Raw genomic sequence first — 21,049 nt, 5'->3', positions numbered from 1 at the left:
GCCGCCGGCCGGTTCATGTCAGGCGAATGAACCGCCGTTCCCTTCTCATCCGTGCCGGAGCCATCGCCGCCGCCGTCGGCGGAGGTTTGTGGCTGAAGGATCATGTGCTGTGGCGGCGACCCAGCGTGACGTTCGGCGCGGATGGAAGCAGCGGCTGGCTGCGTTTCGTCGCGCCTCGGACCCTTTTGCCGACGGTGCGCGTGCGACTGGCGGGGCGGGAGTTGACCGCCCTGATCGACAGCGGGGCGCAGTATTCGGTGATCGATCGGCGACTGGTGGCGGAACTGGGCCTGGACGATCTCTTCGATATGCCGCTGATCGCCTATGGCGTGGACGGTCGCGCCCAGATGGGGCGGGGCGTGACGCTGGATCTGGCCGTAGGGGAGGCGCGCGTGGGGCGCCTGCGTGCCGGCATTCTGGACCTGGGGCCGTTGGGGGGCGAGGAGGGGCTGGGCGCGCCGCTGATCCTGGGCCAGGATCTGTTGATGGAAGCGGCGCTGGAGATGGACTTGCGTCAACGGCGGTTGCGCCTGCTCGGCGAGGCCCAGGCGGTGCTGACGCCCGCCTATCGGCCTTTGCCCGTTCGACGTTCGGGCACGGCCTTGATCGCCGAGGTCGTGGTCGAGGGCGCGCCGGTCAAGGCGGTGGTGGACACCGGTTCGTCCTCGCTCCTGGCGCTCAGCGATGAGGCGGCGCGGACAGCCGGTCTGCTGGACGGACGGCCCGAGCAAGCGGGATCCAGCATCGTTCTGGGCGGGGTGGCCAGGACGCGGATGATCCGGGCCCAAAGCGTGGCGCTGGGCGGCGAGGCGTGGCGTAATGTGGCGACCGCCGTCTACGCTGGCCGGGCGTTGCCGAACTATCCCGAGGCCCTGCTGGGCATGGAGGCTTTCGCCCAGCGCGATGTTATTTTGAATTTGGGCGACGGACGACTGCACCTCGCGCCGTTGATGGATGTGACCATTGTTTAGTCTTGTTAGGTTTTCATCTGAAAAATCCATTTTATCCGCAGCCTGAACGGGGATAAGCGGCCTGTATGACCGCCCTGCCGTCCAGCATCACATCGGTGTCGCCCCATCAGCGGCTGGAGAGCCTGGATCTTCTGCGCGGGTTCGCCCTGTGCGGCATCCTGCTGGTGAACATCATGATGATGGGCGGCTTCTGGGGGCAGTATCATCCGGAGTTGCCGCCGACTTTGGCCAATCCCGACTGGTCCGCATGGATCATCCAGCACCTGTTCGTGCAGGGGTCGATGCGAGGTCTGTTCACCCTGCTGTTTGGGGCGGGGATGCTGCTGATCACCCTGCGTGGCGAAGACGGCCGCGGGACGATCCAGGCGGCCGACGTCTACTTCCGCCGCTGCATGGCCCTGCTGGCCCTGGGGGTGTTCAACGCCACCGCCCTGCTGTTTCCGGGGGACATCCTTTATGTCTACGGTCTGTCGGGATTTCTGCTGTTCGTCTTCCGCGCGGCCCGGCCGCGTACGCTGATCGCCCTGTCGGCCGCCCTGCTTCTGCTGCTGACCGTCGAGTCGGCCGCGGTCGGAGCCTATCAGGCCATGGAGGCGCGTCGCGGCGCCGAACTGGCGACCCAGGTCGAGGCGGGCGCCATCCTCTCGGCCGAGGACGCCGAGGCGATGAAGGTCCATGTCCGCGCGCAGGAGGCGCAGACCCTGACGCCCGAGACCATCGCCGAGGAAACGGCCGCGCGCACGGGCGGCGTCGTCGGCCTGTTGAAATGGAGCGTGCGGACCTGGCTGGACTATGCGGCGTCCAGCTACACCATCACCCTGGTCATTGAATCGGTCGCCTTCATGCTGCTGGGCATGGCGCTGTTCAAGCTGGGCGTGTTGGGCGGGGCGCGATCACTCGGCTTCTATCTGACACTGGCGGGGGTCGGGTACGCCCTGGGTCTGGCGGTCAACGGCGCCCAGGCCATGATGCTGTGGTCCAGCCAGTTCTCGATCGAATCCTGGACGGCGCAGACCAGTTATGAGTTGGGCCGCTGCGCCATGACCCTGGGGCATGTCGGCCTGTTGCTGTCGCTGTGGAAGCTGAAGGCGCTCGGCTTCGTGGGCCGGGCCTTGAGAAATCTGGGGCGGATGGCCTTGACCAACTATCTGGCCCAGTCGGCGATCGCGAGCTTGCTGTTCTACGGTCTCAACCTGTGGGGCAAGCTGGACTGGTGGGGCCTGTGGGGCGTGGCGGCGGGAATCTGGGTGTTCCAGATGGTCTTCAGCGCCCTGTGGCTGGGGCGGTTCAACATGGGTCCGCTGGAGTGGGCGTTGCGCTGGTTCGCCTATGGACGGCCTTCGCCCCTGAAGCGCACGAAGGCCGCCTGATCCATCAGGTCTAGAGCTGGGCGAAGGTGTCGCAGGCGGCGGGATCGCCGGTCTGATAACCGCGCTGCAGCCACTCGACCCGCTGGGCTGACGAGCCGTGGGTGAAGCTTTCCGGCGAGACGCGGCCGCCGCCGCGACGTTGCAGGGCGTCGTCGCCGATGGCCTGGGCCGTCTTCATGCCTTCCTCCAGATCGCCCGGCTCCAGCGCCACCTGGCCGTTCGACACGGCGGCGGCGTTGCTGGCCCAGACCCCGGCGTAGCAGTCGGCCTGAAGCTCCAGCGCGACCGAATACTTGTTGCCCTCGGCCTGTGACCGCGCCGATTGCTGGGCGCGCTGCACCTGCTGGCTGGCGCCGGTCAGGGTCTGGACGTGGTGGCCGAACTCATGGGCGATGACATAGGCCTTGGCGAAGTCGGCGCCGGACGCGCCCAGCTTGCTTTCCATCTCGCGCCAGAAGCTGAGGTCCAGATAGACCTTCTGATCGGCCGGGCAATAGAAGGGACCCATCGCCGCCTGGCCATAGCCGCAGCCCGTCTGGGTGCCTTGCGTGTAAAGCACGGTGGTCGGCGGCGTGTAGCCGCGCAGCTTGGTCTTCCACACGTCGTTGATGTTGGAGCCGATGACCTCGACGAACTGGCCGTCCTGATCGCCCGGCGAGCCCATCTGGCCCTGCTGTTCGGCCTGACCGGCGCCGCCGAACTGGCTGGCCAACTGCTGGGTGGTGTTCGGGTCGATGCCAAAGACGAAATAGCCGATAGCCGCCAGCACCAGCACGCCGATGCCGCCGCCTGCGACCGCGCCGCCGCCCATGCCGCGTCGGTCTTCAATCCCGCCGCCGCGTCGTCCGCCCTGCCAACGCATCTGTTGCTCTCCGCTTTCGTCGTCTGTTCCGAAGCTAGGCTGAAACGCAGGGGCAGGTGAAGAGATGCAAATGTAACGCTGTGGTTCAGTGCGGCGGACGGCTCAGCCAGGCGTCGATCTCCGTCACGCCGGGCGCGGTCTGATCGAGCGGCGGTGTCAGGGGCGCTGGCGTGGGCAGAGCTGTCGGGCGCGGCGCATAGGCCGTCGCAGGCAGCGTTGCCGGGAGCGGCGACCGCGCGGCTTCAAGCTGCTGCAATGTCTGGCTGGTCTGAAGCCTCATGCGGGCGGCCTCGGCTTCACGCTGGTCGGCTTGAAGGCGCAGACGCTCCATGGCCTGGGCGTGCTGCTCGGCGCGGGCGATGTGGGGATCGTAACCCGCCGGGGGAGGGCCGGGCCAGCCGGGCCAAGTTTGGGCGTTCGCCGTCAAGGGCGCGGCGTAGAACAACAGGGTCAGTGCGAACAGGCGCGTCATGCCTATACAGATGGGGTGTTACGCCTCGCCGCCAAGCGAGGCCGTTCGCGGTTCAGATCGCGAAGCTGACGCCGCAGCCGCAGCTGGAAGAGGCGTTGGGGTTGCGAATCACGAACTGGGCGCCCGCCAGTTCGTCGACGAAGGCGATCTCGGAATCCTTCAGGAAGGGGATGGAGACCGGGTCGATCACTACGGCCTGACCGTCGCGGCGCACCACCAGATCGTCGGGTTCGGGGGCGTCGACCAGCTCGAAGCGATACTGGAAGCCCGAGCAGCCGCCGCCGTCGACGGCGACGCGCAGCAGCACCGGCTTACCTTCGGCCTCGCCCAGCCTGGCCAGACGACGCGCGCCGCTTTCGGCCAGGGTGATGCCCTCGGGCGACCGGGTTGCGACCGACAGCGACAGGTCGCGGGCTGATTCTGTGGATTGGACGGTGCTCACAGCCCTCTATATGAGGGGCCGACAGGTGTTCGCAAAGGCCTGTCGCCATCACGAAGTGCTGCCGTCTTGAGCTTGCCCCGCGCCCCCTACGCCGAAAACCCCGCCGCCAGCCGCGGCCGCCATGTTTTCGAGCCCGCCAGCCGCACCCGCACCGCCTTCGCCCGCGACCGCGACCGCATCATCCACGCCACCGCCTTTCGCCGCCTGAAGGAGAAGACGCAGGTTTTCGTGGCGCATGAGGGCGACCACTATCGCACCCGGCTGACGCACAGCCTTGAGGTGGCGCAGATCGCCCGGTCGCTGGCCCACGCCCTGCGCCTCGATGATGATCTGGCCGAGACGGTGGCCCTGGCCCACGATCTGGGCCACCCGCCGTTCAGCCACGCGGGCGAGGACGAACTGCACGAACAGATGAAGGCCTTCGGCGGCTTCGACCACAACGTCCAGAGCTTCCGCGTCGTCACCGAGCTGGAGACCCGCTATCCCGGCTTCCCTGGCCTGAACCTGAGCTGGGAGACGGTCGAGGGCGTGGTCAAGCACAACGGTCCGGTGGCGCATCAGCTGGCGGACCCGGCGTGGAAGGCTGTCGCCGCCTATGCGCCGGGCGGGGCGGCCGACTGGGATTTACGTCTGGGCACCTTCGCCTCGCTGGAGGCCCAATGCGCGGCCATCGCCGACGACATCGCCTATAACAACCACGACGTGGACGACGGGGTGCAGGCGGGGCTGTTCAGCCTGTCCGATCTGGCCGATGTGCCGCTGATCGGGCGCTGCATCGCCAGCGCGCGCGCCGACTGGCCCAAGATCGACGAGCGGATGCTGCGACTGGAGGCCGTGCGCCGCATGATCGGCGTCATGGTCGACGACGTGCTGGCCGAGACGGAAGCACGTCTGGCCCGACACGGGATCGAGACGGTCGAGGACGTCCGCAACGCGCCCGAGACTTTGGTGCAGTTCTCATCCGGCATGATGGCGGAACTGGCTGTGCTGCGCCGCTTCCTGTTCGAGCGGATGTATCGCCATTACCGCGTCAACCGCACCCGCAGTCAGGCGCGCCGCGTGTTGGCCCAGTTGTTCCAGCTGTTCATGGCCGAGCCGGAGGTGATGCCGCCCGAATGGCAGGCCTCGGCCCTGACCGATGACCGGGACGCGCGGGCGCGGGCGGTGTGCGACTACATCGCCGGTATGACAGATCGTTACGCTATCGAGGTGCATCGCAAGCTGTTCAGCCTCGACCTCGCCCTCGATCTGTGATTCGAGAAGGGCTTCACGGCGCGTTAGACTGAGCGCCGACGCGCGCCGATTCGCGCGCGTGTCCCACGACCATCAAGGCGCGACCCATGTCCTACGACGACGATCACCGAGGCAACTCCAACGCCGGCCGCGACCGGGGCGCCTATACCCCGCCGACCGACGACGACCTGCCCTTCACGCGCGGCGGCTATGACCCGCGCCGGGCGCCGGCCGCCAAGTCGCCGCCGATCACCCTGATCATCAGCGCTATCGTGCTGTTGCTGTTGATCGTGGCGGTGGTGGTCTTCTATCGCTCGGGCGTGCGCTCCTCGACGGATGCGCCGCCCGCCGTCGGCACGCCGGTCGAGAGCATGAAGGTCGAGGCCCCGCTGGACGCCCAACCGGTCGATCCGGAAGCCGACATCCGCGTCTATCGCGATGGCGGCGCGCCGACCGACGCCGCGCCGACCTTCACCCCCGGCCCGGAAGCGGTGCTGCCGCGCCCCGCGCCGACGACCCCGGCCGCGCCGGTTGAATCCTCGACCCTGCCGCCTGCCGCGCCAGCGCCGGCGACCAAGGCTCCAGCCGCGCCTGCTCCCGCCGCGCCCGCTCCGGCGACGAAGGCCCCGACGCCTGCTCCGGCTCCGGCCGCGACGGGCGGATCGTCCGGCGTGCAGATCGGCGCCTTCTCCTCGACCGCCATCGCCGACCGCGAATACGCCGCCGTCGCCGCCCGCTTCGGCCAGTATGCTTCGGGCGCCGAGAAGCGCGTGCAGGAAGTCACCGCCGCCAACGGTTCGACCGTCTACCGCACCACCTTCACCGGCATGAGCCGTGATCGCGCCGTCGCCTTCTGCAATGCGCTGAAGGCCGCGGGCCGCGACTGCATCGTCCGCTAAGGATCGCGCCAGCATGACCTCCGCCGCCATCTACGGCTGTTCCGGCCACAGGCTGACGGCGGAGGAGCGCGCCTTCTACGCCGAGGCCAAGCCCTGGGGCTTCATCCTGTTCCGCCGCAATGTGGACAGCCCCGAGCAGGTCAAGGCGCTGGTGTCCGAACTGCGCGACAGCGTGGGGCGCGACGACGCGCCGGTCCTGATCGATCAGGAAGGCGGCCGGGTGCAGCGCCTCGGCCCGCCGCACTGGCCGAAATATCCGCCCGGCGCGGCCTATCTGAAGGCGACGAACGACCCGGCGACGGCGCGCGAACTGGTGCGTCTGGGCGCGCGGCTGATCGCCCATGACCTGCGCGAACTGGGCATCACCGTCGATTGCGTCCCGGTGTTGGACGTGCCGGTGCCGGGCGCCCACGACATCATCGGCGACCGCGCCTATGCGCAGGATCCCGCGACCGTGACCCAACTGGGCCGGGCCGCCGCCGAGGGCTTGCTGGCGGGCGGCGTCCTGCCGATCATCAAGCACATCCCCGGCCACGGCCGCGCTTTTTCGGACAGCCACCACGATCTGCCGGTGGTCGAGACGGCGATCGAGGAACTGGACGCCTGGGACTTCGCTCCGTTCAAGGCCCTGTCGGACATGCCGATGGCGATGACGGCGCACGTGGTCTTCACCGCCGTCGACGCCAAACGCCCGGCCACCACGTCGAAGAAGGCGATCCGCCTGATGCGTGAGCGGCTGGGCTTCTCCGGCCTGATCCTGTCGGACGACCTGTCGATGCAGGCCCTGTCGGGGACGCTGACCGAGCGGGCGGAACAGTCGCTGAAGGCGGGCTGCGACGTGGTGCTCCACTGCAACGGCGACCTGAAGGAGATGGCGGCCGTCGCCGAGGGAACGAAGAAGCTGAAAGGCGAGGCCAAGCGCCGCGCCGAGGCTGCGCTGAACCGCATCGTCCGCACGCCGGAGCCGCTGGACGTCGCCGAGGGTCGCGCCCGGCTGGAAGCGGCGCTGAACGGCCGCTTCGACGCCGCCAAAGGGCCGGACGTCGGCGAGGCGCCAGCCGAAGAGGTAATGGCCTAGATGGCCGGGGAGGGCGCATGAGCGAGGCCTTCCAGCCGAATCTCGACTTCACCGCCGTCGAACAGGTCGAGGCGCAGGAGGCCTTCGTCGTCGATCTGGAGGGGTATGAAGGGCCTCTGCATGTCCTTCTGGCCCTGGCGCGGACGCAGAAGGTGGACCTGCTGAAGCTGTCCATCACCCGTCTGGCCGAACAGTATCTGGCCTTTGTGCATGAGGCGCGGCGGCGGAATTTCGCCCTGGCCGCCGACTATCTCGTGATGGCGTCGTGGCTGGCCTATCTGAAGTCGCGCCTGCTGATCCCGCGCAACGAGAAGGACAAGCCGGAGGAGCCTCCGGCCGAAGAGATCGCCGCCGCCCTGGCCTTCCGCCTGCAAAAGCTGGAGGCCATGCGCACGGCGGTGGAGGCCATCACCAGCCGCCCGCAGTTGAAGCGCGACGTCTTCACGCGCGGCGACCCGCAGGCGACGGTCATCATCCCGTCGGACCGGGTGGACGCCAGCCTCTATGAGCTGATGAGCGCCTATGTCGCCCAGCGTCGTCGCGAGGAGCGCCGTAAATACGCGCCCGGCCAGCGGGTCGAGGCCTTCCAACTGGAAGCCGCGCGCGACTGGCTGCGCGAGATCATGCCGCGCCTGGCCGAATGGACGCCGCTGGAGCGCGTCGCGCCCCAGAAGCCTGACGGGCAGGAAGGCCCCAGTCAGGCCAGCTATACGGCCTCCACCCTGTCGGCCAGTCTCGAACTGGTGAAGGAGGGCGGTATGGACATCCGTCAGGAGCGGCCATTCGACGCGGTGTGGCTGAAGCGCAGAGGGCTGGGCCAGCCGCTGGAGCTGACGCCGTGACCCTCGACTTCTCCCCCGACCATCTCGAGATCGAACGCCGGGTCGAGGCTCTGCTGTTCGCGGCCGCCGCGCCGTTGTCGCTGGCCGAGATCGCGCTCCGCCTGCCGCAGGGCGCCGACGTCGGCGGGGCGCTGACCGCGCTTCAGGAGCGCTATCAGGGCCGCGGGGTCGAGCTGGACTGCGTGGCCGAGCGCTGGCGCTTCCGCACGGCGCCGGACCTTGGCTTCCTGATGACCGAAGAGCGCGAGGAGCCGCGCCGCCTGTCCAAGGCCGCGCTCGAGACCCTGGCCATCATCGCCTATCACCAGCCCTGCACCCGCGCCGAAGTCGAGAGCGTGCGCGGCGTCTCCCTGTCCAAGGGGACGCTGGACCTGTTGCTGGAGATGGACTTCGTGCGCCTGCGCGGACGGCGTCGCACGCCGGGGCGGCCCGTGACCTACGCCACGACGGACCGCTTTCTGGAGCATTTCAGCCTGGCCAGCCTCTATGATCTGCCGGGCGTGCAGGAGATGAAGGCGGCGGGCCTGCTGGACCTGTCCATGCCGGTCGGTTTCGAGGTGCCGGACCCTTCGCGCGCGGGGGAGGACGAGGGCGAGGATCTGCTGACCGGGCTGGACGACGGCGCGCCGGAATTCGCCCAGGATTTCGTCAGCGAGGACGAAGAGTCGCAACCTTAGCGGGGACGGAACGTCGCGCCCCCAAGAAATGTCGGAAAGTCATGGACTTAAGTCCAGGGCGCACCGCCTTGACCTGAGGCCGTCTCGCCTATAGGTTCCGCGCCGAAATTCAGACCCGTTTCGGCCCTGCGCCGGACGCTGAGCGAACAGGCCCATGTCCCCGACGAAGGAATCGCGCGAAGAGGCGATCAAACGCCTCCACGAAAGCGCATCCGCATTGGAGGCGAAGGCCCAGGCCGGGCAATCGGCCGAGTTCGCCGCACACGCGGTCACGGGCCAGGCCTATAAGATCATCGCCGAGCTTCTCGGCGGTGTTTTCGTTGGTTTGGCTATCGGGTTCGGGGTGGACCGGTTCTTTGGAACCTCGCCCTGGGGCCTTCTGGTCGGGGTCCTTCTGGGCTTCGCACTGGCGATCTACATGGCGCGTCGCACAGCCAACCGGCTGATGGCGCAGGCCAAGGCGGCAGGAGTTACGGGTGAAGCCGTTCCCTACGTCGAGGCCGGCGAAAAAGAAGACTAAGGAGCGAGAGGCCCGTGGCCGATCCGATTCACCAGTTTCAGGTTACGCCTCTGGCGGATTTCGGCAGCGTCACGCTTCCGTTGGTCGGCGAGGTCAGCCTGGCCTTCACCAATTCGCACCTGGCGATGACCATCGCCTTCGGCATGGCCGTGCTGTTCCTGACCGTGGCCACCTCGGGCGCCAAGGTGGTGCCGGGTCGGCTGCAGGCGGCGGGCGAGACCCTGTTCGGCATGATCGATAATCTGGCCGCGTCCACGATCGGCCATGAGTCGCGCAAGTATTTCCCCTTCGTCTTCACCCTGTTCATGTTCATCCTGATGATGAACCTGCTGGGCATGTTCCTGACCTTCACCGCCACCTCGCAACTGGCCGTCACGGCCACCCTGGGCGTGCTGACCTTCCTGGTCGTGGTCGGCGTCGGCGTCGCCAAGAACGGTCTGGGCTTCTTCGGCCTGTTCTGGCCGACCAGCGCGCCGCTGGTGCTGCGCCCGGTCGTCGGCCTGATCGAGTTCTTCTCCTTCCTGCTGCGCCCCTTCACCCTGGCCCTGCGTCTGTTCGGCAACCTGCTGGGCGGCCACCTGGCGCTGAAGATCTTCGCCGGCTTCGTGGTGTCCCTGGGCGCCCTGGCCGTCGGCGGCGGCGTGGGCCTGTTCGCTCTCCCGGTCGCCGCCCTGTCGCTGGGCATGGTGATCGCCCTGACCGCTTTCGAGTTCCTGGTGGCCTTCCTCCAGGCGTTCGTCTTCGCCGTTCTGACCTGCATCTACCTCAATGATGTGGTCAACCTGGGCCATGGCCACTAAGGCTGCGGACCAGTAAGTAACCCCACCCTCCAACGCTCCAAGAAACTAGGAAATCATCATGGACGCTGAAGCCGCCAAGTTCATCGGCGCTGGTATCGCCACCATCGGCATGGTCGGTTCGGCCCTGGCCGTCGGCAACATCTTCGGCCAATTCCTGGCCGGCGCCCTGCGCAACCCGGCCGCTGCGGCCTCGCAGGTCGGCAACCTGTTCGTGGGCGCCGCCCTCGCCGAAGCCCTGGGCATCCTGGCCTTCGTGCTCGGCATCCTGATCTGGCTCGGCTAATACCGAACCCCTGATCTGCGGCGGCGCGCCCATCAGCGGCTGCGCCGCCGCATTTGCTTTCACGACGGATCATCATGGCAGCCACTCCCTCAGCTCCGCCGCCGGTCTTGCCGGTGGAACAGGCCGTTGAATACGCGGCCGAAACCGGGCACGTGCCCGCCAATGCGGCTGCCGCCGCCGCCGAGCATGATGCCGGCGGGCTGCCGCAGTTCGAGTTCCAGCACTGGGCCGGGCAGGTTGTTTACCTGCTGATCCTGTTCGTCATCCTGTACCTGCTCATCGCCAAGGTCTTCGCGCCGCGTCTGCGCCGCGTGATCGACGAGCGGGCAGACACCATTTCCACGGCCGTCGCCACGGCGCGCTCGGTTCAGACCGAAGCCGCCGCCCAGGCCGACGCCGCCCGCGCCGAGGTCCAGAAGGCCCGCGCCGACGCCCGCGCCGCTTCGATCGCCGCCAAGGCCCGCGTCACGGCTGAAATCCAGGCCCGTCAGGCCGAGGACGAAGCCGCCGTCGCCGCCCGCATCGCCACGGCCGAAGCCGGCATCGCCGCCACCCGCGACGCTGCGCTGGCCCACGCCGGCGCCATCGCCGCCGACACCACCCGCGCTATCGTCGAGCGTCTGACGGGCCAGGCCCCCAGCGCCGATGAAGCCGCCGCCGCCGTCAAGGGAGCCGCCTGACCATGCCCGCCTTCCTGCACGGTAGTTTCTACGACCTGTCCAACGCTGAACTCTGGGTCGGCGTCGGCCTGCTGATCTTCTTCGGCATCCTGGTCCTGGCCAAGGTTCCGCGTATGGTCGCGGGCGCCCTGGACGGCAAGGCCGCCAAAATCCAATCCGAACTGGACGAGGCCGCCCGCCTGCGCGCCGAAGCCGAAGCCATGCTGGCCCAGATCCGTCAGGAGAAGGCCGAGGCGGAAGCTCAGGCCGCGGACCTGCTGGCCACGGCCGAAGCCGACGCCAAGCGTCTGGAAGCCGACGCCAAGGCGCGCATCGAGGAATCGACCGCCCGCCGTCAGGCCCTGGCCGAGCGCCGCATCGCCCAGGCTGAGGCCGAGGCCACGCAAGAGGTCAAGGCTGCGGCCGCCGATCTGGCCGCCAAGGCCGCGCACCAGATCCTGGCCGCCCGCATCGCCGGCGCCAAGACGGACGCGCTGATCGATCAGGCCATCGCCCAGATCGGCGGCAAGCTGAACTGATCGCTTTCGCGTTCGACGCCAGCCCCGAAAAACATCAGGCCCCGCCGGCGACGGCGGGGCCTTTTTGCTTGTCCGAGATCCAGTTGTCGGGATGGAGGACGGTCAGTGAGCGGGGGCGGCTCCGATCGGGGCTGCGCCGCGCTTCTCACGCTCGACCAGGCGATAATAGACATTGCCCAGGACGGCGCCGAAGACCATGTGAAGGGCCAGCAGCCAGCCGATGGTGCCGAAACCCGACGAGCCGGTGAAGGTCCGGTAGTCGCCCACCATGGTGAGGAACAGCATCATCGCCACCCACGCGCCGACGGCGAAGACGATGCCCTTGGTGATCGGCGTGGCGGTCGGCAGTCGAGGATAGACGACGCCGAAGAGCGACCCGAGGACAAAGGTGCCCATGATCAGGTGAAGCGCCCATCCAGCCGCCATATTGCCCGGCATGCCGAACATCTGGGCGACGATCCCCGGAAAGGGATCGAACATGTGGTTGAGAAACAGATTGGCGAGCTCAAGCACGGAAACCGCGACGGTAGCGACGAAGCCGGCGATGATTCCCTTTTTTACGCGTGACATCATGTGAACAGCGCCTCCCAACGCTATCAACTTCGAGACTACGCAAGGGAGAGCATACGCCGTTCCGGACGGAAGCGGCATGAACGTCGTTCACATTCCTGTGTTTGCCTTAGCTTGGCCTTTATCGCCGGAAGGCGCGCCAGGCCCGACGCAGGCGACGACGGAAACGCGCCAGGGGGCGGCGACGACGGCGCAGCACCATTTTTTCTGCGCGCAGGGTCTGCTGCCAGAAGACGGGGGCGATCTCGGGCTTTTTCCGCATCAGGCGACGGAAGGGATAGACCCATTTCGGCCGGGCGCGCTGGGCGCGGATGAACTGCCGTTTGGCCCACCAGGAGTTGCGCAGGACGATGACGAGGCCCAACGCGATGACCGGCACGCCGCCAGGGCCGGGCAGGGGGGCGATCAGCACGCCCAGCAGGATGATTAGGAAACCGACCGCCATCAGCGCCAGGCGACGCAGACGCCGCGCCAGCCCCGGACGGGGCGGCGGAGGCGGGCGCAGCGAGGGCAGGACCAGGGTCACGAAGGCGGCGTCTCGAACAAGAGTTCGGCCAGGGAGGGCCGACATTCAGTAAACGCACGAGACAAGGCCGAAAGGCGGCGTCGCCATGACGCTTTCGTAAGTCGCCCCCGAAATGCAGAACGCCGTGTCCCGAAAGACACGGCGTTCCTTGTGCTCAGGCTTGTTTGAGCCGGATCAACCGGCGCGGTTGGAGCCTTCCGGCGCGGCCCAGCGCAGGCGCGGCGAGCGCGCGGCGCGGGTCTCGTCCAGGCGCCGAAGGGGCGCATGGAAGGGCGCGCCCTTGAAGCGGTCGACGTCGCCGGCCTTCGCCGCCTCGGCCAGCAGGCGCATGGCGTGGATGAAGCGATCCAGCTCGGCCTTGGACTCCGTTTCGGTCGGCTCGATCAGCATGGCCCCGTGGACGACCAGCGGGAAATACATGGTCATCGGGTGGAAGCCCTCGTCGATCATCGCCTTGGCGAAGTCGAGCGTGGTGATGTCCGTGCCCTTCAGCCATTCGTCGTCGAACAGGGCCTCGTGCATGCAGGGGCCGTCGGGGAAGGCCGGGCTCATCAGGTCCTCCAGGCGGGCCTTGATGTAGTTGGCGTTCAGCACGGCGTCCTCGGCCACCTGACGCAGGCCGTCCGAGCCGTGGGACATCATGTAGCTGAGGGCGCGCACATACATGCCCATCTGGCCCTGGAAGGCGCACAGACGGCCAAAGGCCTGCTCGGCCTCGTCTTCCTCACGCTCGACCAGCTTGTAGCCGTCGCCAGTGTTCACGACCCACGGAGCGGGGGCGAACGGGGCGAGGGCCTCCGACAGCACGACCGGACCGGCGCCCGGACCGCCGCCGCCGTGCGGCGTCGAGAAGGTCTTGTGCAGGTTGATGTGCATGGCGTCGACGCCCAGGTCGCCCGGGCGCACCCGGCCGACGATGGCGTTGAAGTTGGCGCCGTCGCAATAGAAGTAGGCGCCCGCTTCGTGCGTCAGGCGGCTGATCTCCAGGATGTCGCGCTCGAACAGGCCGCAGGTGTTCGGGTTGGTGACCATGATGGCCGCCACGTCGGGACCGAGCTTCGACGCCAGGTCGGCCACGTCCACGCGGCCGTCGTCGGTCTGGGCGACTTCGACGACGGAGTAGCCGACGAAGGCGGCGGTGGCCGGGTTGGTGCCGTGGGCCGAGGTCGGGACCAGCACCTTGCGGCGCTGTTCATGCTCGCCCTTGGCTTCGTGGGCGGCGCGGATGGCCATTAGGCCGCACAGTTCGCCGTGAGCGCCCGCCTTGGGCGACAGGGCCACCGCAGGCATCCCGGTCAGCGTCGTCAGCCAGTGGGCCAACTGGTCCATCAGCTCCAGCGCGCCCTGCACCGTCGACTGCGGCTGCAGCGGGTGAATGTCGGAGAAGCCCGGCAGGCGCGCCATCTTCTCGTTCAGGCGCGGGTTGTGCTTCATCGTGCACGAGCCCAGCGGATAGAGCGCCAGGTCGATGGCGTGGTTCTTCTGGCTCAGGCGCACATAGTGGCGCATGGCCTCGGGCTCAGACAGGCCGGGCAGGCCGATCGGATCCTTGCGGACCAGATCGCCTAGATCCGAGCCGTTCGTGGCGGGTTTCGGCAGGTCGACGCCGGTCTTGCCCCAGCCTTCGCCTTCAAAGATCAGCGGCTCGTCCTGCAGCAGGCCGCGTCCGCCGGTCAGGGTCGCGGGCTTGTAGGACGCGTCCGAGGCGGCGTTCGGGGCGGTCGGGCGGCCGACAGTGTTCATCGTGCTCATGGTTCCAATCTCCCCTTAGGCGGCCAGAACCTTGGCGAGCGCACCCGCCAGGATCTTGATGTCGGCGTCCAGCGTCGTCTCGGTGGCGGCGACCAGCAGGACGTCGTCGAGGGCCGCATCCGGGGCCAGGCGGCTGTAGGGCACGCCGCACAGGATGCCGTTGTCGGCCATGGTCTGAACGACTTCAGCGGCGTTCTTCGGCAGCTTGACCGCGAACTCGTTGAAGAAGCGCGGGGTCAGGATTTCGACGCCCGGAATGGCGGCGAGCGCGTCGCGCGTGGCGACGGCTTTTTCGTGGTTCAGCAGGGCCAGCTGGCGCAGGCCCGTCTCGCCCAGCAGGCTCATGTGGATGCTGAACGCCAGGCAGCAGAGGCCCGAGTTGGTGCAGATGTTCGAGGTCGCCTTGTCGCGGCGGATGTGCTGCTCGCGCGTCGACAGGGTCAGGACGAAGCCGCGCTTGCCCTCGGCGTCGACGGTTTCACCGCAGTAGCGGCCGGGCGTCTGGCGCAGCAGCTTCTCGCGGGTGGCGAACAGCCCGATGTAGGGACCGCCGAAGTTCAGGGCGTTGCCGATCGACTGGCCCTCGGCCGCGACGATGTCGGCGCCCATTTCGCCGGGCGACTTCAGCAGGCCCATCGACACGGCTTCCGTCACCACGACGATCAGCAGGGCGCCCGCAGCATGGGCGGCCTCGGCGATCTTGGTGACATCCGTGGCGGTGCCGAAAACGTTCGGGGTCTGGACGACGACGCAGGCCGTGTCCTTGTCGATGGCGGCGATGACGGCGTCTTCAGCGTCGACGGCGGCGGTCAGGGCTTCAGTCTCGACGCCGACGGCGTGGACCACGGTCTCGGTCGCCTTGACGTAGTGGGGGTGGACGCCGCCCGAGATGACGGCCTTGTTGCGGCGGGTCACGCGGGTGGCCATCAGCACGCCCTCGGCCATGGCGGTCGAGCCGTCATAAAGCGAGGCGTTGGCGACTTCCATGCCGGTCAGGTTCGCGACCTGGGTCTGGAACTCATACAGGTACTGCAGCGTGCCCTGGGCGATTTCCGGCTGATAGGGGGTGTAGCTGGTCAGGAACTCCGACCGTTGGATCACATGGTCCACGGTGGCCGGGATGTGGTGCTTATAGGCGCCGGCGCCGCAGAAGAAGGGCGCGGTTCCCGCCGTGGCGTTCTTGCTCGCCATGGCCGAGAGGGCGCGTTCGACCTCCAGTTCGCCCGCCACGCGGGGCAGGTCGACGAAGCCTTCGCGGCGCGCGGCCTGCGGCACGTCGATGAACAGGTCGTCGATGGATTTGGCGCCGATGGCGGCCAGCATGGCCTCACGGTCGTCGGGCGTCAGGGGGAGGTAGCGCATAACAGGTCCTCGGCGGCATTCCGGAGGTCGCGCGGGGCGACGCTCCGGGAGCGCTTCAAGCGGCGGGGAATCCGGCGATCCCGGATCGGCGCGCCGCGCCGTCCGGGGACGACGGCGGGTCTTAGAGGGTGGTCAGGTAGGCGTCGTAGGCGGCTTGGTCCATCAGGCCGTCCAGCACCGAGGCGTCGGACACCTTGATCTTGGCGAACCAGCCTTCACCTTCCGGATCGGCGTTGACGGTTTCCGGCGCCGAGGCCAGGGCTTCGTTGCCTTCGATCACTTCGCCGGCGATCGGGGCGTAGACGTCCGAGGCGGCCTTGACCGATTCCACGACGGCGAAGCTGTCGCCGACCGAGACGGTCTTGCCGGCTTCCGGCGTCTCGACGAACACCACGTCGCCCAGGGCGTCAGCGGCGTGCTTGGAGATGCCGACCGTGGCGACGTCGCCGTCCAGGCGAACCCACTCGTGATCCTTGGTGAACTTCATCTTGGTCTTCCTCATGAAGCCTGTGGCCCAGGCCGTGTTTCAATGCTGGATCCTCGGCGGCAAGGCCGAGGCTGACGAAGGGAAGGCGTTACGCCTTCGGCTTCCGATAGTAGCGGGTCGCCACGAAAGGCGTGGCGATGACTTCGGCGGCGGCGGGACGGCCGCGCACCAGCACCTTCAGGACCGTGCCCAGTTCGGCGAAGGCCGGGGGGACGTAGCCCATGGCGATGTTGTGCCCCAGCGTGGGCGAGGGGCCGCCCGAGGTGATCTTGCCGATCACGGCGCCGTCGGCGTCGGCGATCTCGGCGCCTTCGCGGGCCGGGGCGCCTTCCTTGACGTGCAGGCCGACGCGGACGCGAGCCGGGCTCTCGGCCAGTTGTTTCAGGATGACGTCGGCCCCGGCGAAGTCGGCGCGTTCCTTGCGCGACTTGGACAGGGCGAACGTCAGGGCGGCCTCGACCGGAGTGGTCTCGGCGTCAATGTCGTGGCCGTGGAGCGGCAGGCCGGCCTCCAGGCGCAAGGAGTCGCGTGCGCCCAGGCCGACCGGCTTTACGCGGGCGTCGGTCAGCAGCAGGTTCCACACGCGCTCTGCGGCGGCGGCCGGAACCGAAATTTCATAGCCGTCCTCGCCGGTGTAGCCCGAGCGCGAGACGGTGCAGTCCTCGTCGAATAGACGGATGGTGCGGCAGTCCATGAAGCCCAGGTCGCCCAGCGCCGGTTCATGCTTGGCCATGACTTCGGCGGCTTCCGGCCCCTGAATGGCCAGCAGGGCGCGGTCCAGCACCTCCAGCTTGGCGTCGCCCGACAGATTGGCGTTCAGGAAGGCGAAGTCGGCGTCCTTGTTGCCCGCGTTGACGACGACGTAGAGGCCGTCCTCGAACGGCTTGCCCGCCATCAGGTCGTCCATGATCCCGCCCTGGCCGTTCAGCAGCAGGGAGTATTTCTGCTTGCCGGGCTTCACGATGGCGTAGTCGCCGGGCACGAAGCGCTCGAACTGGGCGATGGCGTCGGCGCCGGTGATGCGCGCCTGACCCATGTGGGAGACGTCGAACAGACCGGCGTGCTCGCGGGTCCAGCGATGCTCGGCCAGCACGCCTTCATATTGAACCGGCATGTCATAGCCGCCGAAGCCGACCATGCGGGCGCCCAGCGCGCGGTGCGCGGCGTTGAGGGGGGTAGTCTTAAGGGCCTGATCGCTCATGGCGTCGCCTCCGGGTCGCGGGTTGCGGCGATAGCTCCGCCGTCGTCGCGCCCCCGCTGTCCTGAAGCCTGAGAGATTCCGACCGTTCCCTCCCAAGGGGCGGCCTTGCTCCGTCGGCGCGCCCTCGGATTCTTGACGATCCTTCGGCGACTTTCCAGCGTCCGTGCGCTTTCGCGGTCCTTTTGCCTGAGCGTTTCCGGGGCGGTTGCGCCTTCGGCTCCGGGCGCCGCGAACGGTCCCGATCTCTCCCGCGAGAGCGTTCGACCTAAGGCCCCGACTCCGGCGCGAAGTCAAGCGGCGCCGCACTTGCCGCCGACGATCTGAACGGCCATGAGAGGTGGAACCGCGCTTCGCCCACAGGATTTGAAGGACGCCATGACCGCCCGCACCGATCTCGCCGCCCACCTCGCCTCTCTCGATCTGCCGCAGGGGCTGACCGAGACGCTGACGACGGCGGCCGCCGCCTGCGTCGAGATCCGTCAGGTGGTGGCGGGCGGCGCCCTGGTCGGCGCCCTGGGCGCATCGGGCGCCGTCAATGTGCAGGACGAGGAGCAGAAGAAGCTCGACGTCATCGCCAACGACATCCTGACCGAGGCGTTGCTGGCCAATCCGGCCGTGGCGGGCGTGGCGTCGGAAGAGATGGACACGGTGCAGCCGGCGACCAACCCGGCGGGCGAATATCTGGTGCTGTTCGACCCGCTGGACGGCTCGTCCAACATCGACATCAACGCCCCGGTCGGCACCATCGTCTCGGTGCTGAAGGCGCCGTCGGCCGAGCCGACCGAGGCCGATTTCCTGCAACCGGGCCGTCAGCAGGTCGCGGCGCTGTACGCCGTCTATGCCGGTCAGGCCATGCTGGTGCTGACGACGGGCAAGGGCGTGGCGGGCTTCACCCTGGCGCCGGACGGCCGCTGGCTGATGACGCATGAGGACGTGCGCATCCCGGCCGATACGAAAGAGTTCGCCATCAACATGTCGAACCAGCGCCACTGGGCCGAGAGCGTCCAGCGCTATGTCGACGGCTGCCTGAAGGGCGTTGACGGCCCACGTGGCAAGAATTTCAACATGCGCTGGGTCGCCGCCATGGTGGCTGACGTGCACCGCATCCTGATGCGCGGCGGCGTCTTCCTCTACCCGTGGGACAAGCGCGAGCCGAACAAGCCGGGCAAGCTGCGCCTGATGTATGAGGGCAACCCCATGTCCTTCCTGGTCGAGCAGGCGGGCGGCAAGTCCACCACCGACGGCAAACAGGCCATCATGGACGTGACCCCGACCGAACTGCACCAGCGGGTGCCGGTCGTCCTCGGTTCGGCCAACGAAGTCGATCAGATCGCGGCGGCCTGACGCCATGCAGATCGCCGCCACCGATGCGCTCTTAGTCATCGACGCCCAGAACGACTTCTGCGAGGGCGGTGCCCTGGCGGTTCAGGGCGGGGCGGCGATCATGCCCCTGATCAACCGATTGGCCGAGCGGTTCGCGACCGTCATCGCGACCCAGGACTGGCACACGCCGGACCAGATCAGCTTCGCGTCCAACCACGCGGGCAAGGCGCCCTTCACGCAGATCGAGGTCGCCTACGGCCCCCAGATGCTGTGGCCGGTTCATTGCGTGCAGGGGACGTCAGGGGCGGATTTCCACCCCGACGCGGCACCTGCGGCAGCCAAGGCGCTGGCCGTGGTCCGCAAGGGCTATAATCCGGCGGTCGATAGCTACTCCGGCTTTTATGAGAACGACCACAGGACGGCGACGGGGCTGGCGGGCCTGCTGCGCGATCTGGGCGTGAAGCGCGTCTTCCTGTGCGGTCTGGCCTATGACTACTGCGTCCGTTTCACCGCCGAAGACGCGGTGTGCGAGGGCTTTGAGGCCGTGGTCATCGAAGACGCCTGCCGCGCCATCGCCCCGGACACGGCGGCCGCCGCCAAGGCCAGCTTCAGCGCGCTGAAGATCGCCGAGATCGCGGCTGAAGACCTGACCTCTCACTCATAGAAGTCCGCCTCGTCGGGGATGCGGGTGAAGGCGATCTTGGCGCCGATGTAGTCGGGCAGACCCGCCTTGGGGCCGATGCTGACCGTGTCCTTGCCATAGCGTTTGTTCAGCGCATCCAGCGCCTGCGACAGGCGCAAGGACGGCGCGTCGCCGCCCTGATCCGGGCCGATGTCGAACAGGTCGGCCTCAAAGGCGTCGCGCGCCTTCAGGCCGTGGACGCCGACGCCGACATAGCTCAACCGCCCGGCCTCCAGTTCCGGCTCGACCCGGCGCCACAGGTCGTCCAATGCGGCCAGCAGGGCGAAGGTGTCCTGCGTCGGGGCGACGGCGCGGTTCAGGCCCGTCGTGTCCCAGCCGCGCTTGGTCCCTTTTGGCCCCATGTCGAGATGCAGGCTGATGCCTGCGCCCGTCAGCCCCATCCGCCGCAGCCGCGCTCCGCACTTGACCATCAACCGTCGCGCCACCGCACGCGCCTTGTCCGGGTTGCGCATGGCCTGGGCCAGCACATGGCTGTGGCTGATGGAGGCGGGCGGCTTTTCCGGCGTCGGCTCGCTGTCGAGACCGTGCAGGCCGCGCCAGATGCGCTCGCCCTCGATGCTGTTCCAGACCGCGCGCGCCTCCTTGGCGGTCATGTTCCACAGACCCGCCGTGTCCGTGACGCCTGCCGCCGCCAGCCGCTCGCGCATCCGCGAGCCGACGCCCGGATACTGCGACAGCGGCAGGTGCAGGATGGCGCCGGGCAGCTCATGGGCGCGCAATATGGTCAGCCCGGCGGGCTTCTTCATGCCGCAGGCAGTCTTGGCCAGAAACCGCGAGGGCGCCAGGCCGATCGAGGACCGCAGGCAGTCTCCGACGTTCTTCAGGATGCCCGCCTGAATGCGCCGGGCCAGGGCGACGGCGTTCGCCTCGTGCCGCTCCGGCCCGATCAGTTCGCACGAGCATTCGTCGATGGAGCCGACCTTCCACACCGGCACGTGTCGGTCGATCTCGGCCATGATCTGCTTGTGGACCTGGACATAGAGATCGGGCCGCGCCTCGGCGACGATCAGGCCGGGGCAAAGGCGGCGCGCCTCGGCCACCTGCATCCCGGTGCGAACGCCGAAGGCCTTGCTCTCATAGCTGGCGGCGATGGCGCCGGAGTATTCGCTCTCGACGGGGCGGACGATGACGGGCCTGCCGCGCCAGTCGGGGTTCCGCTGCTGCTCGACGCTGGCGAAGAAGGCGTTCAGGTCGACGAACAGCCAGCGCAGGCCGGCGGGGTCTTCATCGGGCTGTCGGCCGGGGTGTTCCATGAATAGAACATATCAGGAACATTGAGGGCGGGGGAGTCGGATGTGGGGTGATCGGTCTTCTCCCCTATGCCGTCATCCTCGGGCTTGACCCGAGGATCCAGGGCGGCCTTTGGGGGACGTAGGATGCTTATAGGGCCGCGGCCTGATGGACAGGGCGTGCTGGCGGAACGCTGGATCCTCGGGTCAAGCCCGAGGATGACGGCGCGGGGGAGTGGGACGCCTCAG

At 68.1% G+C, this 21,049-nt stretch carries 24 protein-coding genes and 1 riboswitch; of the genes, 14 read left to right on the top strand and 10 right to left on the bottom strand.

Annotated elements, in window-relative coordinates:
• Window positions 1-26: 26 nt before the first annotated feature.
• Together FM111_RS10295 and FM111_RS10290 are read left to right on the top strand one after the other, a co-directional pair.
• Window positions 27-971, top strand: coding sequence for an aspartyl protease family protein (locus tag FM111_RS10295; protein ID WP_087140851.1), 945 nt, complete (start codon window positions 27-29; stop codon window positions 969-971).
• Between the two features lie 65 nt (window positions 972-1,036).
• Window positions 1,037-2,341, top strand: coding sequence for a DUF418 domain-containing protein (locus tag FM111_RS10290; RefSeq protein WP_087140850.1), 1,305 nt, complete (start codon window positions 1,037-1,039; stop codon window positions 2,339-2,341).
• A gap of 10 nt (window positions 2,342-2,351) precedes the next feature.
• Here the strand turns inward: FM111_RS10290 and ypfJ are convergent, their stop codons facing one another.
• From ypfJ to FM111_RS10275, 3 genes are all read right to left on the bottom strand, one after another.
• Window positions 2,352-3,203, bottom strand: a complete 852-nt coding sequence (gene ypfJ / locus FM111_RS10285; protein ID WP_087140849.1) for a KPN_02809 family neutral zinc metallopeptidase — start codon at window positions 3,201-3,203, stop codon at window positions 2,352-2,354.
• 85 nt (window positions 3,204-3,288) lie between these two features.
• A complete protein-coding gene (locus tag FM111_RS10280; RefSeq protein WP_256968196.1) occupies window positions 3,289-3,675 on the bottom strand; it encodes a hypothetical protein in 387 nt (128 codons plus the stop codon).
• Between the two features lie 52 nt (window positions 3,676-3,727).
• Window positions 3,728-4,075 carry a HesB/IscA family protein gene (locus tag FM111_RS10275; protein ID WP_179205078.1) on the bottom strand — a complete coding sequence of 116 codons (348 nt, stop codon included), beginning with the start codon at window positions 4,073-4,075 and terminating at the stop codon, window positions 3,728-3,730.
• A gap of 81 nt (window positions 4,076-4,156) precedes the next feature.
• Between FM111_RS10275 and FM111_RS10270 the strand changes: the two genes are divergently transcribed.
• The 10 genes from FM111_RS10270 to FM111_RS10225 all read left to right on the top strand — a co-directional run bounded on the left by FM111_RS10270 (window position 4,157) and on the right by FM111_RS10225 (window position 11,647).
• On the top strand, window positions 4,157-5,371 hold the full coding sequence (locus FM111_RS10270; RefSeq protein WP_373407973.1) for a deoxyguanosinetriphosphate triphosphohydrolase: 1,215 nt from the start codon (window positions 4,157-4,159) through the stop codon (window positions 5,369-5,371).
• 86 nt (window positions 5,372-5,457) lie between these two features.
• Window positions 5,458-6,249 (top strand): SPOR domain-containing protein, encoded by a 792-nt coding sequence (locus tag FM111_RS10265; RefSeq protein WP_087140845.1) that lies wholly within the window; start codon window positions 5,458-5,460, stop codon window positions 6,247-6,249.
• A 13-nt stretch (window positions 6,250-6,262) separates the two neighbouring features.
• Entirely contained in the window at window positions 6,263-7,327 is a 1,065-nt protein-coding gene (gene nagZ / locus FM111_RS10260; RefSeq protein ID WP_087140844.1) for a beta-N-acetylhexosaminidase, read from the top strand.
• A gap of 17 nt (window positions 7,328-7,344) precedes the next feature.
• Window positions 7,345-8,169: a segregation and condensation protein A gene (locus FM111_RS10255; RefSeq protein ID WP_087140843.1), complete on the top strand. Its 825-nt coding sequence runs from the start codon at window positions 7,345-7,347 to the stop codon at window positions 8,167-8,169.
• The gene (gene scpB, locus FM111_RS10250) at window positions 8,166-8,846 is read left to right on the top strand and encodes an SMC-Scp complex subunit ScpB (RefSeq protein ID WP_087140842.1); all 681 of its coding nucleotides are present in this window, start codon (window positions 8,166-8,168) and stop codon (window positions 8,844-8,846) included. Before FM111_RS10255 ends, scpB begins: the two co-directional genes overlap by 4 nt.
• Before the next feature lie 154 nt (window positions 8,847-9,000).
• Window positions 9,001-9,366, top strand: coding sequence for an AtpZ/AtpI family protein (locus FM111_RS10245; RefSeq protein WP_087140841.1), 366 nt, complete (start codon window positions 9,001-9,003; stop codon window positions 9,364-9,366).
• Window positions 9,367-9,380: 14 nt separating this feature from the next.
• Window positions 9,381-10,166, top strand: a complete 786-nt coding sequence (locus tag FM111_RS10240; RefSeq protein WP_087140840.1) for a F0F1 ATP synthase subunit A — start codon at window positions 9,381-9,383, stop codon at window positions 10,164-10,166.
• A gap of 58 nt (window positions 10,167-10,224) precedes the next feature.
• Window positions 10,225-10,449 carry a F0F1 ATP synthase subunit C gene (locus FM111_RS10235; protein WP_087140839.1) on the top strand — a complete coding sequence of 75 codons (225 nt, stop codon included), beginning with the start codon at window positions 10,225-10,227 and terminating at the stop codon, window positions 10,447-10,449.
• Window positions 10,450-10,523: 74 nt separating this feature from the next.
• Window positions 10,524-11,129 (top strand): F0F1 ATP synthase subunit B family protein, encoded by a 606-nt coding sequence (locus FM111_RS10230; protein WP_087140838.1) that lies wholly within the window; start codon window positions 10,524-10,526, stop codon window positions 11,127-11,129.
• 2 nt (window positions 11,130-11,131) lie between these two features.
• Window positions 11,132-11,647, top strand: coding sequence for a F0F1 ATP synthase subunit B (locus tag FM111_RS10225; RefSeq protein WP_087140837.1), 516 nt, complete (start codon window positions 11,132-11,134; stop codon window positions 11,645-11,647).
• 102 nt (window positions 11,648-11,749) lie between these two features.
• Here the strand turns inward: FM111_RS10225 and FM111_RS10220 are convergent, their stop codons facing one another.
• From FM111_RS10220 to gcvT, 6 genes are all read right to left on the bottom strand, one after another.
• Entirely contained in the window at window positions 11,750-12,220 is a 471-nt protein-coding gene (locus FM111_RS10220; protein ID WP_087140836.1) for a DUF6789 family protein, read from the bottom strand.
• A gap of 118 nt (window positions 12,221-12,338) precedes the next feature.
• A complete protein-coding gene (locus FM111_RS10215; protein WP_256968193.1) occupies window positions 12,339-12,743 on the bottom strand; it encodes a PGPGW domain-containing protein in 405 nt (134 codons plus the stop codon).
• Window positions 12,744-12,917: 174 nt separating this feature from the next.
• Window positions 12,918-14,495 (bottom strand): aminomethyl-transferring glycine dehydrogenase subunit GcvPB, encoded by a 1,578-nt coding sequence (gcvPB, locus tag FM111_RS10210; protein WP_179205077.1) that lies wholly within the window; start codon window positions 14,493-14,495, stop codon window positions 12,918-12,920.
• A gap of 15 nt (window positions 14,496-14,510) precedes the next feature.
• Entirely contained in the window at window positions 14,511-15,857 is a 1,347-nt protein-coding gene (gene gcvPA / locus FM111_RS10205; protein ID WP_087140834.1) for an aminomethyl-transferring glycine dehydrogenase subunit GcvPA, read from the bottom strand.
• A 121-nt stretch (window positions 15,858-15,978) separates the two neighbouring features.
• Window positions 15,979-16,344: a glycine cleavage system protein GcvH gene (gene gcvH / locus FM111_RS10200; RefSeq protein WP_087140883.1), complete on the bottom strand. Its 366-nt coding sequence runs from the start codon at window positions 16,342-16,344 to the stop codon at window positions 15,979-15,981.
• 88 nt (window positions 16,345-16,432) lie between these two features.
• Window positions 16,433-17,545, bottom strand: a complete 1,113-nt coding sequence (gcvT, locus tag FM111_RS10195; RefSeq protein WP_087140833.1) for a glycine cleavage system aminomethyltransferase GcvT — start codon at window positions 17,543-17,545, stop codon at window positions 16,433-16,435.
• Between the two features lie 164 nt (window positions 17,546-17,709).
• Window positions 17,710-17,806: riboswitch (glycine riboswitch) on the bottom strand.
• A 114-nt stretch (window positions 17,807-17,920) separates the two neighbouring features.
• On the opposite strand from gcvT, the gene FM111_RS10190 reads away from it, so the two are divergent.
• Together FM111_RS10190 and pncA are read left to right on the top strand one after the other, a co-directional pair.
• Window positions 17,921-18,889, top strand: coding sequence for a class 1 fructose-bisphosphatase (locus FM111_RS10190; RefSeq protein ID WP_087140882.1), 969 nt, complete (start codon window positions 17,921-17,923; stop codon window positions 18,887-18,889).
• 4 nt (window positions 18,890-18,893) lie between these two features.
• On the top strand, window positions 18,894-19,532 hold the full coding sequence (pncA, locus tag FM111_RS10185) for a bifunctional nicotinamidase/pyrazinamidase (RefSeq protein WP_087140832.1): 639 nt from the start codon (window positions 18,894-18,896) through the stop codon (window positions 19,530-19,532).
• Here the strand turns inward: pncA and FM111_RS10180 are convergent.
• Window positions 19,523-20,824, bottom strand: coding sequence for a Y-family DNA polymerase (locus FM111_RS10180; RefSeq protein WP_087140831.1), 1,302 nt, complete (start codon window positions 20,822-20,824; stop codon window positions 19,523-19,525). The two genes, pncA and FM111_RS10180, sit on opposite strands and share 10 nt — an antisense overlap.
• Between the last annotated feature and the right edge of the window lie 225 nt (window positions 20,825-21,049).

This window comes from Brevundimonas diminuta 3F5N (assembly GCF_900163625.1).
In the GTDB taxonomy this organism is placed as follows: domain Bacteria; phylum Pseudomonadota; class Alphaproteobacteria; order Caulobacterales; family Caulobacteraceae; genus Brevundimonas; species Brevundimonas diminuta_A.
Note: the sequence above shows the minus strand (reverse complement) of the source record. Positions and strands in the feature narration are given on the sequence as shown.

Excerpts from the sequence above, each read along its gene's own strand:
- FM111_RS10295 (WP_087140851.1), top strand. The coding sequence starts at position 27 with ATGAACCGCCGTTCCCTTCTCATCCGTGCCGGAGCCATCGCCGCCGCC.
- FM111_RS10290 (WP_087140850.1), top strand. The coding sequence starts at position 1,037 with ATGACCGCCCTGCCGTCCAGCATCACATCGGTGTCGCCCCATCAGCGG.
- ypfJ (WP_087140849.1), bottom strand. The coding sequence starts at position 3,203 with ATGCGTTGGCAGGGCGGACGACGCGGCGGCGGGATTGAAGACCGACGC.
- FM111_RS10280 (WP_256968196.1), bottom strand. The coding sequence starts at position 3,675 with ATGACGCGCCTGTTCGCACTGACCCTGTTGTTCTACGCCGCGCCCTTG.
- FM111_RS10265 (WP_087140845.1), top strand. The coding sequence starts at position 5,458 with ATGTCCTACGACGACGATCACCGAGGCAACTCCAACGCCGGCCGCGAC.
- nagZ (WP_087140844.1), top strand. The coding sequence starts at position 6,263 with ATGACCTCCGCCGCCATCTACGGCTGTTCCGGCCACAGGCTGACGGCG.
- FM111_RS10255 (WP_087140843.1), top strand. The coding sequence starts at position 7,345 with ATGAGCGAGGCCTTCCAGCCGAATCTCGACTTCACCGCCGTCGAACAG.
- FM111_RS10245 (WP_087140841.1), top strand. The coding sequence starts at position 9,001 with ATGTCCCCGACGAAGGAATCGCGCGAAGAGGCGATCAAACGCCTCCAC.
- FM111_RS10235 (WP_087140839.1), top strand. The coding sequence starts at position 10,225 with ATGGACGCTGAAGCCGCCAAGTTCATCGGCGCTGGTATCGCCACCATC.
- FM111_RS10230 (WP_087140838.1), top strand. The coding sequence starts at position 10,524 with ATGGCAGCCACTCCCTCAGCTCCGCCGCCGGTCTTGCCGGTGGAACAG.
- FM111_RS10225 (WP_087140837.1), top strand. The coding sequence starts at position 11,132 with ATGCCCGCCTTCCTGCACGGTAGTTTCTACGACCTGTCCAACGCTGAA.
- FM111_RS10220 (WP_087140836.1), bottom strand. The coding sequence starts at position 12,220 with ATGATGTCACGCGTAAAAAAGGGAATCATCGCCGGCTTCGTCGCTACC.
- gcvPB (WP_179205077.1), bottom strand. The coding sequence starts at position 14,495 with ATGAGCACGATGAACACTGTCGGCCGCCCGACCGCCCCGAACGCCGCC.
- gcvPA (WP_087140834.1), bottom strand. The coding sequence starts at position 15,857 with ATGCGCTACCTCCCCCTGACGCCCGACGACCGTGAGGCCATGCTGGCC.
- gcvH (WP_087140883.1), bottom strand. The coding sequence starts at position 16,344 with ATGAAGTTCACCAAGGATCACGAGTGGGTTCGCCTGGACGGCGACGTC.
- gcvT (WP_087140833.1), bottom strand. The coding sequence starts at position 17,545 with ATGAGCGATCAGGCCCTTAAGACTACCCCCCTCAACGCCGCGCACCGC.
- FM111_RS10190 (WP_087140882.1), top strand. The coding sequence starts at position 17,921 with ATGACCGCCCGCACCGATCTCGCCGCCCACCTCGCCTCTCTCGATCTG.
- pncA (WP_087140832.1), top strand. The coding sequence starts at position 18,894 with ATGCAGATCGCCGCCACCGATGCGCTCTTAGTCATCGACGCCCAGAAC.
- FM111_RS10180 (WP_087140831.1), bottom strand. The coding sequence starts at position 20,824 with ATGGAACACCCCGGCCGACAGCCCGATGAAGACCCCGCCGGCCTGCGC.